This window comes from Bifidobacterium sp. ESL0827 (assembly GCF_052606685.1).
In genome coordinates, this window is sequence record NZ_CP199597.1 from 1,726,865 (window position 1) to 1,741,467 (window position 14,603).

A 14,603-nucleotide genomic window follows, 5' to 3' on the forward strand; every position below is an offset into this window, starting at 1 on the left:
CCCTTGTCACCGTTCGTCCATAAAATGCTGGTATGTCTGCTGAAAACCAAGGAATCGTCAATGCCCATCTGACCCCCCTGCCCGACAGGGTGGGCGTGGATGGTCTGGAGGAAAAGTGGTGCCGCGACTGGGATGAGTCCGGCGTCTACCGCTTCCGCAACACCCGCGAGCGCTCCGGCGTCTACTCCATCGACACCCCGCCGCCCACGGTTTCGGGGCATTTGCATGTGGGGCACGTCTTCTCATACACCCATACCGATGTGATCGCCCGGTTCAAGCGGATGCAGGGCTACGACGTCTTCTACCCAATGGGCTGGGACGACAACGGCCTGCCCACCGAGCGGCGGGTCCAGAACTATTACGGGGTCCGCGTGGACACCTCGCTCAAGTACGATCCGGACTTCAAGCCCCCCTTCCACGGGACCAAGGGCAAGAAGATCAGCGCCAAGGACCAGGTGCCCGTCTCCCGGCAGAACTTCATCGAACTATGCGAGGAACTGACCGCCGAGGACGAGAAGCTCTTCGAGCAGCTCTGGCGGTCGCTGGGCTTGTCGGTGGACTGGTCGCAGACCTACCACACCATCGGCGAGCATCCCCGCCGGGTGGCGCAGAAGGCTTTCCTGCGGAACTTGGCCCGGGGCGAGGCTTACCAGAAGGAGGCCCCGGGGCTCTGGGACGTGACCTTCCAGACCGCTGTGGCACAGGCCGAGCTGGAGTCGCGCGAATATGACGGCTTCTATCACCGTGTGGCCTTCCGGTTTGCGGACGGCACGCCAATTTACATCGAGACCACCAGGCCTGAGCTGCTGGCGGCCTGCGGCGCTCTGATCGCCCACCCGGACGACAAGCGCTACCAGAAATACTTCGGGCAGAAGGTCTACTCTCCCCTGTTCAAGGTGGAGGTGCCCATCCTGGCCCACCCCGCCGCAGAGATGGACAAGGGCGCCGGCATCGCCATGTGTTGCACCTTCGGCGACGTGACCGACGTGCAGTGGTGGCGGGATCTGAACCTGCCCACCAGGTCCATCATCCAGCGCAATGGACGAATCGTCATGGACGTGCCGGACTGGATCACCGATGAAGGCGGACGTCGAATCTTCGAGCAGACCGAGGGCAAGACCACCTTCTCAGCCCGCAAGATCATCGTGGATGCCCTGCGTGAGTCCGGCGACCTGGACGGCGAACCCAAGCCCACCAAGCGCATGACCAACTTCTACGAGAAGGGCGACAAACCCCTGGAGATCGTCACCTCCCGTCAGTGGTACCTGCGCAATGGCGGCACCGACCAAAAACTCAACAAGGAGCTGCTGGAGCGTGGCAAAGAGCTCAACTTCCACCCGGACTTCATGAGGGTGCGCTACAACAACTGGGTCGAGGGACTTAACGGCGACTGGCTGATCTCCCGCCAGCGCTTCTTCGGAGTCCCCTTCCCTCTTTGGTACCCGGTCAAGGAAAGCGGCGAGACCGACTACGCCCATCCCATCACCCCGGCCGAGGACAGGCTCCCCATCGACCCCAGCAGCGATGTGCCTGAGGGCTTCGAGGAGTCCCAGCGCGACCAGCCTGGCGGCTTCACGGCCGAGAAAGACATCATGGACACCTGGGCCACCAGCTCCCTGACGCCTCAGATCGTGACCCACTGGGCCGAGCCGGGCGAACAGGACCAGGCCCTCTTCAAAGCCACCTTCCCCATGGACCTGCGCCCCCAGGGCCAGGACATCATCCGCACCTGGCTCTTCAGCTCCATGGACCGCGCCCATCTGGAGAACGGCTGCCTGCCCTGGAGCGACACCACCCTGTCGGGATGGATCCTGGACCCGGACCACAAGAAGATGAGCAAGTCCAAGGGCAATGTGGTTGTGCCCGACGAACCCATCAAGAAGTATGGCGCTGACGCTGTGCGCTACTGGGCATCCTGCGCCCGGCTGGGCCTGGATGCTACCTACGATGAAGGACAGATGAAGATCGGCCGCCGCCTGGCCGTCAAACTCCTCAACGCCGTCAAGTTCGCGCTGGCCATCGGACGTGAGGATGAAAACCATAAGGTCACTCAGGCAGCGGAGGCCACCTGGGACCCGGCTGATGTGACGGTCCCGCTGGATCGCGCGGTCCTGGCCGGCCTTGCCCAGGTGATCGACCAGGCCACCAAGGCCTTGGAATCCTACGAGCACTCCAAGGCCCTGGAAGTGACCGAATCCTTCTTCTGGGACTTCTGCGACAACTACATCGAGCTGGCCAAGAACCGGGCCTACGGAACCGCGGATGCCACCGGCAGGACCCCTGACGAGGCCCAGGTACTGAGTGCCCGGACAACCCTGGGGCTGGTCCTGGATGCCCTGGATCGTCTCCTGGCCCCCTTCCTGCCCTTCGCCACCGAGGAGGCTTGGCAGTGGATGCATCAGGGGGACGGATCGGTTCACCGGGCCTCCTGGCCACGTTCAGAATCCTACCGTGCAGCTGCACAGGGCCAGGATCCGGCTCTTTTGACCTGGGCAGGCACGGCTTTGGCCTCACTTCGGCGGATCAAGTCCGAGGCCAAGGTCTCCATGAAGACCCCCATTCTCTCCGCCTGCTTAAGTGTGGCGCCGGAGGGCCTGGAAGCCGTGAAGGCCGCCTTGGACGACATAGCCGAAGCGGGTAGGGTCACCGGAGATCTGAATCTGGTCGAGGAGACCAATCAGCCCGATGCCAAGAGTGCCGGCGAGGATGAAACCGGCATCCGGGTGACCGCCAGCCAGCTGGGCGAGCCCCCGGCCAAGAAGCCTCGTAAGTAGGTTTCATTCCCGATGGCAACCGGGGTGGTTCGGCCATAGGCACCGCCCCGGTTGCCATCGGTTTGCACTCGTAACAAGGCCGTTACAGTGCAACTAGCGTTACAGCCTGCAAGGCCGGACGAACAATCGTCACCCATGCAACAGCAGTACCAATCAGCATTCACGCAGTTTTGCAATCGAAAGCATGCCTGTTACGAGCTGCTCAGACCGAATTTGCCTGTGGAACGCCTGATCACAACACTCTGCGGCTCGCGAAGATTGTAATGCTAAAGTAGAGTTAGTAGCGGGATTTTACATGGTGTGCGTCGACGCAGTTATGGGGACTATGACCTGGGAAGTCAGCACGCTTGGGGAGGAAGATTAAATGGGGAATGCTCATAGCACCCGTAGACTGTTGACCTTAACGGCTATGATTGGACTGGCGCTGGTCGTAGCTTCAACCGGAGCATACGCAAACACCGACGACATGGCGCCTACACCTACAGCAGGAAGCAGCAGCGCGAACTCATTGCTCAAAACAGGTGAGCAGGTAGGGGCTATGATGCCGACCGCATCACCATCGCCGCTGGCCAACAATAATCCCTCGCCGTTCAAGTCCATCCAACCATTCAATAAGCAAAAGACCGACAAGTCGCCCCAGACCAGGGATTCATCCTCATATACCCTCACTTTTGATTCGGACGGGGGTTCAAAGGTCTCGGACCAGTCCGTCACCTCAGGCAAGCTGGCTTCGCCTCCCACCGTCACCAAGGCAGGTTTCCTTTTCGACGGCTGGTTCGTCAAAGCAGCCGACGGCAGCTCCAATGTGGCCTATGACTTTAGCAAGCCGGTCACCGGACCGCTGAATCTGAAAGCCCATTGGTCATCGGTCAACGACGCCCAGTGGACGACGACTAACGTCAGCGGCGACGACACCGGGGGCTCCGCAATCACTCTGACTCCCCCCAAGCCGAGATCCGTAAGGTTCACCCAGGCCAGCACAGGACGCTACCACACCCTGGCTGTGGGTTCGGACGGGCACGTCTACGCCTGGGGAAACCAGGCCAGCGGCGGACTGGGGAACAGCAAAGACTCAGGCCAGGTGGCAACGCCGGTACGGATCACCGAAAATGATGCCATAAAAGGAAAGATCTTCATAGCCGTCAGCGCCGGCGACGCCTATTCCATGGCCCTGGCATCGGACGGCACGGTCTACACCTGGGGCAGCAACGGCAAGGGACAGCTCGGCAACGGCACCACAACAGATTCTGCCGTGCCTGTAAAGGCGAATCTCAATGCCACCATCACCGCCATCAGCGCAGGACGGTCATACGCCATGGCCCTGGCCTCTGACGGCACGGTCTACACCTGGGGCAACAACGAGCAAGGCCAGCTCGGCATCGGCAGCTCAGACAAGAACCCCCATTCCTCCCCCGCCAAGGTCCCGACGCTGTCCGGCATCACCGCCATCGGCGCAGGGTTCACCACAGGCACAGCCCTGGACAGTCAAGGCCACGCCTGGGCCTGGGGCAAGAACGATGTCGGCCAGCTCGGCAACGGCACCCTCGATAACAATCCGACGCCGACACGTGTCCAGGACCTGAACACCGGACAGCCTGATACCCGGTCCTATATCGCCATCAGCGCAGGCTACCAGCACGTGCTGGCGCTGGATACGGATCATGACGTCTACGGATGGGGTTCCGGCACGAAAGGGTCCACGAAGATCAGCTTCGGAACCGACGGTGTCAACATCACCGCCATCAGCGCGGGCGACGACGGATCCGAAGCCATAGACGACAGCGGAAGTATCTACACCTGGGGCAATGAGGGCTACGGCCAGCTGGGCAACGGCAATTACGGCGGTACTACAGCAAATGCACCATGGCAGACCAGCCCCGCAGCCATCACCCTGGCCCAATCAGTCAAGGCCTGCGCGGTAGCCACCTCCGGCCACCACCAGACGGCCATCGGGTCTGACGGATTGCTCTACACCTGGGGATACAACTACTACAACCAGATCGGACGAAACGGGAAAGCCTCAGTGCCCGGCACCACACAGCCACCACAGATCACCCTGACCAAGGTGACCTTCGGCAAGACTGATGTTGTCAAGACCGACAGCAATAGCCCGATCAGCCGAACTTCAGCAGGTGACGACACCTGGAGTGCGAATACCCCATGGACGGTCACTACCCCGTATCACACTTACGGAACCACCAAGATCAAGATCAGTGAATGGGCCATTGGCGGCGTAGCACAACAGGGGCAGGACATCGCCGACTATACATTCACACCCACTGCTCAGAAGGTCACCTTTGATTCGGACGGGGGCTCATCGGTCTCGGACCAGTCCGTCACCTCAGGCAAGCTGGCTTCGCCTCCCACCGTCACCAAGGCAGGTTTCCTTTTCGACGGCTGGTTCGTCAAAGCAGCCGACGGCAGCTCCAATGTGGCCTATGACTTTAGCAAGCCGGTCACCGGACCGCTGAATCTGAAAGCCCATTGGTCATCGCCAGACACCAAATGGAAAACTACGGATCCCCTCCATGGCGACGACACCGGGGGCTCCGCAATCACTCTGACTCCCCCCAAGCCGAGATCCGTAAGGTTCACCCAGGCCAGCACAGGACGCTACCACACCCTGGCTGTGGGTTCGGACGGGCACGTCTACGCCTGGGGAAACCAGGCCAGCGGCGGACTGGGGAACAGCAAAGACTCAGGCCAGGTGGCAACGCCGGTACGGATCACCGAAAATGATGCCATAAAAGGAAAGATCTTCATAGCCGTCAGCGCCGGCGACGCCTATTCCATGGCCCTGGCATCGGACGGCACGGTCTACACCTGGGGCAGCAACGGCAAGGGACAGCTCGGCAACGGCACCACAACAGATTCTGCCGTGCCTGTAAAGGCGAATCTCAATGCCACCATCACCGCCATCAGCGCAGGACGGTCATACGCCATGGCCCTGGCCTCTGACGGCACGGTCTACACCTGGGGCAACAACGAGCAAGGCCAGCTCGGCATCGGCAGCTCAGACAAGAACCCCCATTCCTCCCCCGCCAAGGTCCCGACGCTGTCCGGCATCACCGCCATCGGCGCAGGGTTCACCACAGGCACAGCCCTGGACAGTCAAGGCCACGCCTGGGCCTGGGGCGAAAACAGCAAGGGGCAGCTCGGCAACGGCACCCTCGATGGCAATCCGACGCCGACACGTGTCCAGGACCTGAACACCGGACAGCCTGATACGCGGTTCTATATAGCCATCAGCGCAGGCTACCAGCACGTGCTGGCGCTGGATACGGATCATGACGTCTACGGATGGGGTTCCAGCGCCGCCATCGGCTCCTCGACTGATACCAATGCCAGCACGAAAGGATCCACTAAGACCAGCTTCGGAACCGACGGTGTCAACATCACCGCCATCAGCGCGGGCGATGATGGCTCCGAAGCCATAGACGACAACGGAAAGCTCTACACCTGGGGCAATCAGGGCTACGGCCAGCTGGGCAACGGCAATAGTGATGCATGGCAGACAAGCCCCACAGCCATCACCCTGGCCCAATCGGTGAAGGCCTGCGCGGTAGCCACCTCCAGCCACCACCAGACGGCCATCGGGTCTGACGGATTGCTCTACACCTGGGGATACGGCGTCTTCAGCCAGCTCGGACGAAACGGGGCGTCCTCATCGCCCGGCACCACACAGCCACCACAGATCACCCTGACCAAGGTGACCTTCGGCACCATGGCCAGCAGCACCAAGCCAGCCACGAACCTGACCCAGACAAGCAAAGACACCTGGGATGAAAACCGGGATTGGACCTTCGTCACGCCCGCGTACCCGTACGGCCCCTCCAGCTTCACCATCACATGGAACATTGCCGGCGATGCCGGGGACTCAACGCAAACACAACAGTTCGACTACACCTTCGATCCGACCAACAAGCGCATAGATCTTGACCCCGTTGGAGGCATCGGGGCTGCATGGACAAGCAAGGACATCAAGGAAGGCGAATTGGTGCCCCGACAGACTGTGACCAAAGCAGGCTTCCTATTCGACGGCTGGTTTATCAAAGCATCCGACGGCAGCTCCGATGTGGCCTATGACTTCGGCAAACCGGTCACTGGCCCGCTGACCCTGGTCGCACACTGGACGCGTTCGTCTCCAATGACTGTCAACCCAACCATCAGTCCATCCACCGGCGGATACCAGGTCACCATCACTCCGCCCTCGCAGCGCGGCATCCGTTTCGCCCAGGTCAGCACAGGCAAAAACCATTCTCTGGCCGTCGGCAGTGACGGCAACGCCTACGCCTGGGGAAACAACGGCAGTGGACAGCTCGGCAACGGCAGCAACGATAGCAGCAAGACACCCATCCGAGTGAAGAAGCCCGACAGTGTTGCCGACAAGGACAACTTCTCCTACATCCAGGTAAGCGCTGGTTATGGATTCTCGCTGGCCCTCGGCAGTGACGGCAACGCCTACGCCTGGGGAGGCAACGGCAGTGGGCAGCTCGGCAACGGCAGCAACGATAGCAGCAAGACACCCATCCGAGTGAAGAAGCCCGACAGTGTTGCCGACAAGGATAACTTCTCCTACATCCAGGTAAGCGCAGGAGGCTATCATTCCCTGGCCATCGGCACGGATCATCAGGTCTACGCCTGGGGAGACAGGAGCAGAGGCGGACAGGTGGGCGACGGTAGTACGACTGGGAACGTCCCTACTCCAGTAGCTGTCAACGCAAGCGCCACTAGCCCTGGATTCCAAGCCAGACAGGTCAGTGCAGGATATCAGCACTCTCTGATCATCGGTATAAGCGGGCAAACCTACGCCTGGGGATTTGGCTACAACGGCAGACTGGGCAACAATTCCACAGTCTCACAAGCCAGCCCCGTATCGGTGTCGTCACCCAAGAAATACGAAGACGGATCAACAGGATTCTTCGCCACTCAGGTCAGTGCGGGAGGCTCACACTCCCTGGCCATCAGCAGAGACGGCAAGGCCTACGCCTGGGGTACGAACACCGACGGACGCCTGGGCACCGGAGACACCAACGATGCCGCAATACCTACCCTGGTGGCCGATCCTGACGGAGGCAGCGATGGATTCAAACCCACCGAGGTCAGCGCTGGAGGATACCTATGCACGGGAATCGACGATAAAGGGAAGGTATACACCTGGGGAAGCAATGGTCAAAACGCCCTGGGCAATGTCTCCATCACCGGATCAATCAGCGTATCCCCCGTTCTGGTGAGCAAAGACGGCAGCACCATACAGATCACTGCAGGCGAGCGCCAAGTCCTGGTCATCGACTCCGACGGCAAGGCCTACGCCTGGGGCGACAACAGCGGCAGGCAGCTAGGCACCAATTCCGACAACAGTTCCGTCAAGGCGGCCACCTTGGTCTGCCCGCCGCAATTGACCATCAGCTCGGTCACGGTCGGCACGGACCCGGATACCGTTGCAGTTCTCCAACTGACGCGGAACGGCACGGCAGAGACTTGGGGATCCTGGAATACCTGGACTTTCTATACCCCAGCGTTCAAGGCAGGTTCGACTACGGTCAACATTACCTGGAACATTGGCCAAGGCAGCTCTCAGACCGAGAACCTGGACTTTTCCTACAGGGATGTTCTGCCCCTGACCGGCAGCCAGGGCCTGCTCGCCATACTGCTTGTCGGGCTGTTTGTTACGGTGACGGTCCTGGCATCAAGGCAGCACTACCAGGAAACGACTCATCAGACCAAAGCCAGCACTCGCTGACCAGGCGATCCCGTCATCGCTGATATCTAGTGGTCGGTGGCATAGTAGTTCATCTACGCCATCGGCCACTAGCGTGCTATGGATTCCCTCAGCGTGAACCCAGCTGGCTGGCCAACTGTTCGTGGCCCTGTTTAGCAGCGTCAGCCACCAGATGCAGATAAGCCTCAGCCAGATTCGGATCGAGGCCATAATTTTCAGCCCTGTCTCGCAAGGCCGCTATCTGTGAAGCCTCCCGACGTAGGTCAGCTGAGGCGAATCCCGCCTGGGCCTTGAGCAGACCGATGCGGTGGGTCACCCTGAACCGTTCGGCCAGCATGGCGACAATGGCGGCATCGATGGTGTCCACATCGTCACGCAGTTCCTCCACCTGGCGGGCGGCCTCGGCCTGGGGTCCCCCGCTCTGCGCCTGGTCATCGATCACTGTTTCCATCTTCTCAGAGCTCATGGCAACAGTGTAATCCTGCCACCAAAGTTCCGACGGCCTGGTCTAAGGACAGAGCGCTGCTAATCCAGTTTTTGGTCATTCCGGAAACCCGCAGGTCATAGATAGTTCCGCTGCAAATCGCGGATCCTCTCGTATTCCTGATGGGCCTTTATCGAGGATTCGATATGCGCCACCTCAGGAGTGGCCACCTCCCAGTATGCGTCGGCTGCATCGTCACGTTCCACCGGTGCCACCTTTGCATAGATGGCGGTGATTTGATCACTGGCGAGCGCCTTTCGCAAAGCCTGACGCAGTTGGTCCGCATCCTCGACGGTATAGGTTTTGACCCCGTACCCTTCAAGAATCTTGGGAAAATCGACCTGCAGCGGTTCCTTAAGATTCTGCCGGCCGTTATCTCCCCGGTAGTAATACTTGGTCTCAAATCCTTGAGAGCCGACCTGCATGGACAGTGAATGAATCGATCCATAACCGCCGTTATCCAAGAGCAGCAATATGATTTTCTCCCGCTCCTGAATCGCCGTCAGTACATCCTGGTGGTACATGATGAAGGAGGCATCGCCGATGAAGGAGAAGATCTCCCTGCTCGGATCAGCCATTCGCATACCCAGGGCTGCAGGAATCTCATAACCCATGCAGGAATAGCCGTATTCAACCGAGTAGCCCAGCGGACTACCCGCCTTCCAGAGCTTCTGAAGATCGCTGGGCATGGACCCGGCGGCGTTCACGACCACATCCTGGGGACGGGCGAATTCGTTGACGATGCCGATGACCTCCTTCTGCCCCAGCCCCTCAGTGCCCGGGATATGCTGGACCATGCGGTCTACAGCCTGCCGTTGCTCATCAGCCTTGGCCACGGCCTCACTGTGATAATCCTCGTCCACCTGCCAATCGCCCAAAACCTCCTGCAGCTCGCTCAGCGTCTCACGGGCATCGCCAATGACCGGAATGGCTGCCTCCTTGTGCGCATCGAATGACAGGACGTTGATATTGACGAAGTGCACCTGGGGATTCTGGAACATCGTGTTGGAAGCCGAGGTGAAATCCGTATAGCGTGTGCCGACACCGATGATCAGGTCTGCAGTGTGGGCCAGGCGATTGGCAAAGCGCAGTCCCAGAGCACCCATGGGGCCCGAGTTCATCGGATGGTCATAGGGCAGGGCGCCCTTGCCTGCCTGGGCGCTCCCGACCGGAATCCCGGTCTTCTCTGCGAATTCCGCCAGGACCCCGCTGGCCGACGAATACACGACGCCTCCGCCAGCGGTGGTCGGGTCGGTCAGGATCTGAATGCTCTTCATCAGGGAGGCAGGCAGCTGCTCGGGCCGGACGATTCGGTCCCAGTACCGACTGGCGGAAATATCGTTGAACTGTTCCTTCTCGACCTGCTGCGAAACCAAGCCTGTACGTCGAAAAATACTCACTGAGGAGCAAGGGGACCGCAGACGATTAACGGCCGCAGTGATCATATCCCACGATCTCCTTTACTCGCATCCTTGCCAGTTCAGGTCCATGAATTGTGCTTTTGTTGCTTTATTCCATTCAATTGCATCGTTGAAATGTTGTCTGCTCAGTTTCCCCTTCCCCGAACGACACCCAAAGACTGATATACATGGGACAGCAGAAGGTACGGATAATCAACCTATCAGCCTACCGTCAGTTGAGCGATCCGACATATTATCATGGTATAGAGCTATTGGACAGTTCTCTACAAATTTTGATAAGAAAATCGAATAAATTGTGAACATTCAATATAAATAAGCAAATATTGATACAAAAATCCCGCATATCGGTATTTTTGAGGATTTTTTTTATTGCTATATCGCTAGGCAGTCACTAACATGAAGGGCATGAATACTCAAACATCAACGAGGATATTGGACGTTGCAGTCATTCCTGGTGACGGAATCGGCCGTGAAATCGTGCCGGTCGCCCAAGCCGTACTCAAGGAAGCCGTCGGCGACAGCGTCTCCTTTAACTACACCGACTATGATCTGGGCGCAGATCGCTACCTGCGTGATGGTACCCTCATCACAGATGATCAACTCAAGGATATGGACCAAAAGGATGCCATCCTATTGGGGGCTGTCGGCGATCCACGAGTCAAGTCAGGAATCCTGGAGCGCGGCCTGCTGCTCAAGCTCCGTTTCGCATTTGACCAGGCCATCAACATGCGGCCGTCCAAACTCTACCCCGGTGTCAAATCCCCATTGGCCGACCCTGGCGACATCGACTTTGTCGTCATCAGAGAAGGCACGGAAGGCCTGTATTCCGGCATGGGCGGTCTGTTGCGCATGGGCACTGAACACGCCATAGCAACCGAGACCTCGATGAACACCGAATTCAGCATCGAGAGGGCGGTGAGGTTTGCCTTCGAACTGGCTCGCAAGCGCGGGGGCAAGAAGCACGTAACCATGGTCAACAAGACCAACGTGCTCTACTATGCCGGTCAACTCTGGCTGTGGGTCATGGACAAGGTCGGCAAGGAGTACCCTGACGTGACCTATGACTACCTGCATGCCGATGCCTGCACCATATTCCTGGTCACCGATCCCTCCCGGTTCGACGTGATTGTGACCGACAACCTCTTCGGCGACATCATCACCGACGAGGCCGGCGCAGTTGTGGGCGGAATCGGCTATTCGGCATCAGCCAACATCAATGTGACCGACGAGCATCCCTCCATGTTCGAGCCCATCCACGGTTCTGCCCCCGACATTGCAGGCAAGGGCATAGCCAACCCTTCGGCCACGATTCTGTCCACAGCCCTGCTCCTGCAGCACTTCGGGTATGACGAAGCGGCTGCCCGAATCGAACGAGCCGTGGAAGCGGATGCCGAGGAGAATTCCTCCCGCAAACGGAGCACTGACCAAATTGGCCAGGACATTATCGCAAGACTGTAAACAACTACATACCGTTAAGCGATTATGGAGGCCTGACACCCTGGTCTCCAAGATCGCTTGCCGACCCTGTCCGCAGCGAGGATGCCAACGAACAGGACGAATCAAGGGCATCCAAAAGTTCCGACAACGAGGTTAGACAATATGAAAATCGCATTGGATCCCACACCGTTCCATCCCGACCTGCCCTTCCTGCCGTTTTATGTGCACCTCTAAGGCGGACGACGAATTAGTCAAGGACTTCGCGGCCGCCTTGAAGAAGGCACGTGTTGAGTTGTGCTCGCTGCTACCGGTCTACAGGACTTCCTGGCCCGACGAACGAGAGCGACAGACAGCCGTGCGTTATTGGAAGCGGGCCATCGAAATTGCAGCTCTGCAGGATGTGCACGGCATCAACAGTCCGCCGGTCTGCGCCGTCTACGCGGCTCCTCACACCTTCCATTACAGCAATAATATGGATGGGATCACCGCCTTGGCCGGCAAACGACTCAGGTCGGTTTATGTCTCAGACAGTTATGCCCATCATCGTTCGCATGATCTACGCTACATAGCCAACCCCCAAGGAACAAACGCCCGTGTTCATCAGCATCCGAAGGTGAGTGACGGCGATGTGAACTTCAAGGCCCTGTTCGCCGCCCTGAAGAAGAATGGGTTCCTGGATCGCGAAGAGTCCATCATCGTCTCCGACGTATTCGCTGAGGACACGACCGCCCACGAAACGCCCGCCTACCAGCATGAAACCATAGAACGCCTGGTGGCGGAACCCGGACGCAACTGCCTGTTTCTTCAGGAATTGCCATGTCGGCCGGCAAGGAAGGAGCATAGCATGAGCTTCTGGCTGATCATCGGTTTGGCGGTAGCTGCTGTGCTGATAGGCCTGGACAAGTCGTTGATACCAGGCTCGGCCATCCTGGCAGTGGCCACTCTGGCATCGCTGATGCCCGCCAAAGAAGCCACCGAGCTGACGCTGATCATGGCCATCGTCGCTGACTGGACCGCTATCTGGGCCTACCGGCATGACATTGTGCTGGCCTCCCTGTTTAGACTGTTGCCGACTGTGACCATAGGCATCCTAGCCGGCGTCTGGTTCTTGTATCACGCTGACAACAATGCAACCAAAAAGACCATAGGGCTCATACTTGCCTGCTTTGTTTCACTCTACTTTCTTTCTCGCATAAGGACCGCGCTGAAAACGCGATACGGCGGCAAGAGTGAAGCCTCCCAAGACGGAACCAGAGGCAAGAACAAACAGAAGCAAGGAATAAGCGTGGCCTTCCACATGCTCTGCGGCGTTCTGGCGGGTTTTACCACCATGGTAGCCAATGCAGGGGGTCCGGTCACAACCGTGTATTTCAGCAGCGAGCAGCTGCCTGTCAAGCAATTCCTTGGCACCACGGCAGCCTTCTATCTGGTGGTGAACCTGGTGAAGCTGCCTTTTGCAGTCGGACTGAATACGATAAACAGGGAAGTTGTGCTTGCCTTCCTATGCGTTCTCCCGCTCACTCTGCTCGCTGTCATCTGCGGCAGGCTGATCGCCGGTCATGTCAACCAGAAAGCCTTTTCTGCGGCAATATATTTCTTCGCAGTCATCGCCGTCATCAGCCTTCTGATATGAAAAAGCTCCATTACGGGAACAATACCGAGTCCCGCACAATAATCGGCAGAACTTCCCGTTCTAGACTAAGCACTACGATAAATTTTAATCAGGCCGAAGATCGACTGTTTTTGCCGATGCCGTGAACGAACACGGCGCGTGTCGTCTATCCAATTGTCATCAATCCAATGAGGGAAAACGCTATGCACAACACAACAGAACGATTCGTACACAAGCTGTCCGAAGGCGATGCCTCCATGCGCGACCTGTTAGTAAGCAAGCGATTCGAGGATGGCAACAATCACCTGCCAGTATTAGTCAGATCGGGAGCCCAGATCTCCACGCCCGATATGATGAACACCACTCTCAATTTGGGACTCAACGAAGAGACGGTGCGGGCTCCTATCAGTAAGACCGGCAACCTCCACCGGGACTGGGACTCCTACCTTCGGTTCATACCGCTGTACGGTAGCGCAGTGATGGGTGTGCCTGGAAAAATCTCCGAGCGCAAAGCCGAGCAGCATGTCAGAAGAAGCACAGCGCCTAAGGATATCGAAGGCATGCACCATGCGGAAAGGGTTCTGACCTCCCTCGGAGGCATGGTTAGTTATACCGCCGCAGCAGTGGCAAAGGGGATTAGGCGCTGCTGCGTGTCGGGTCTGTCCGATTTGGGATTGATGGATGAAGACGGCTGCCGCCTGTCGAACCAGAACATAAGGGAGGGCAATTGGATCTTTCTGGATGGGGAAACCGGGAAGGTCTATGCAGGAAAATTGCCCACACGCCCCTCTTACGAGATCGGACCCTTCGCACGCGTGATGTCATGGGCCAACCGTTTCGTCACATGGAGGCCAAGGCCAACGCGGATCCGCCGGAAGACTTCCGACGCTCACAGGAGCCGGGCGATGAGAGAGTCGGACTGTGCCGCACCGGGCACATATTCTCCCAAGGAGAACGCGGCGGAGATCCCTCGTCCATCGAATTCTGCGGCAATTGGCCTCGATTATGTACCCTGCTCAACCTACCAGTCGCAGGCAACAAGACTGGGTGCGGCCCAGGCCAGTCGGCGGGCATGCGCTCGAGGCAAGTAAAGGAGCAATCATGAAGAGCCAAGCATGACTGCAAGAACGATCCATCTACAAGAACAGTGAGG

At 58.5% G+C, this 14,603-nt stretch carries 7 protein-coding genes; 5 read left to right on the forward strand and 2 right to left on the reverse strand.

Annotation, left to right across the window (positions count from 1 at the left end):
- Positions 1-32 precede the first annotated feature (32 nt).
- Both valS and ACUIAI_RS07010 read left to right on the forward strand, forming a co-directional pair.
- Entirely contained in the window at positions 33-2,774 is a 2,742-nt protein-coding gene (gene valS, locus ACUIAI_RS07005; RefSeq protein WP_445341962.1) for a valine--tRNA ligase, read from the forward strand.
- Positions 2,775-3,183: 409 nt separating this feature from the next.
- Entirely contained in the window at positions 3,184-8,517 is a 5,334-nt protein-coding gene (locus ACUIAI_RS07010; protein WP_445341963.1) for an RCC1 domain-containing protein, read from the forward strand.
- An 88-nt stretch (positions 8,518-8,605) separates the two neighbouring features.
- On the opposite strand, the gene ACUIAI_RS07015 is transcribed toward ACUIAI_RS07010, so the two are convergent.
- Together ACUIAI_RS07015 and ACUIAI_RS07020 are read right to left on the reverse strand one after the other, a co-directional pair.
- Positions 8,606-8,962 (reverse strand): chorismate mutase, encoded by a 357-nt coding sequence (locus ACUIAI_RS07015; protein WP_445341964.1) that lies wholly within the window; start codon positions 8,960-8,962, stop codon positions 8,606-8,608.
- Between the two features lie 95 nt (positions 8,963-9,057).
- Entirely contained in the window at positions 9,058-10,425 is a 1,368-nt protein-coding gene (locus tag ACUIAI_RS07020) for a thiamine pyrophosphate-dependent enzyme (protein WP_445341965.1), read from the reverse strand.
- 381 nt (positions 10,426-10,806) lie between these two features.
- On the opposite strand from ACUIAI_RS07020, the gene ACUIAI_RS07025 reads away from it, so the two are divergent.
- From ACUIAI_RS07025 to ACUIAI_RS07035, 3 genes are all read left to right on the forward strand, one after another.
- Positions 10,807-11,859 carry a 3-isopropylmalate dehydrogenase gene (locus tag ACUIAI_RS07025; protein ID WP_445341966.1) on the forward strand — a complete coding sequence of 351 codons (1,053 nt, stop codon included), beginning with the start codon at positions 10,807-10,809 and terminating at the stop codon, positions 11,857-11,859.
- Positions 11,860-12,058: 199 nt separating this feature from the next.
- Complete coding sequence (locus ACUIAI_RS07030; protein ID WP_445341967.1) at positions 12,059-13,471, forward strand: TSUP family transporter; 1,413 nt, start codon at positions 12,059-12,061, stop codon at positions 13,469-13,471.
- Positions 13,472-13,653: 182 nt separating this feature from the next.
- Positions 13,654-14,541 (forward strand): PEP-utilizing enzyme, encoded by an 888-nt coding sequence (locus ACUIAI_RS07035; RefSeq protein WP_445341968.1) that lies wholly within the window; start codon positions 13,654-13,656, stop codon positions 14,539-14,541.
- Positions 14,542-14,603 lie beyond the last annotated feature (62 nt).

What these genes read in the sequence shown, in the direction of transcription:
- valS (WP_445341962.1), top strand. Translation starts at nt 33, where the DNA reads ATGTCTGCTGAAAACCAAGGAATCGTCAATGCCCATCTGACCCCCCTG.
- ACUIAI_RS07010 (WP_445341963.1), top strand. Translation starts at nt 3,184, where the DNA reads ATGATTGGACTGGCGCTGGTCGTAGCTTCAACCGGAGCATACGCAAAC.
- ACUIAI_RS07015 (WP_445341964.1), bottom strand. Translation starts at nt 8,962, where the DNA reads ATGAGCTCTGAGAAGATGGAAACAGTGATCGATGACCAGGCGCAGAGC.
- ACUIAI_RS07020 (WP_445341965.1), bottom strand. Translation starts at nt 10,425, where the DNA reads ATGATCACTGCGGCCGTTAATCGTCTGCGGTCCCCTTGCTCCTCAGTG.
- ACUIAI_RS07025 (WP_445341966.1), top strand. Translation starts at nt 10,807, where the DNA reads ATGAATACTCAAACATCAACGAGGATATTGGACGTTGCAGTCATTCCT.
- ACUIAI_RS07030 (WP_445341967.1), top strand. Translation starts at nt 12,059, where the DNA reads ATGTGCACCTCTAAGGCGGACGACGAATTAGTCAAGGACTTCGCGGCC.
- ACUIAI_RS07035 (WP_445341968.1), top strand. Translation starts at nt 13,654, where the DNA reads ATGCACAACACAACAGAACGATTCGTACACAAGCTGTCCGAAGGCGAT.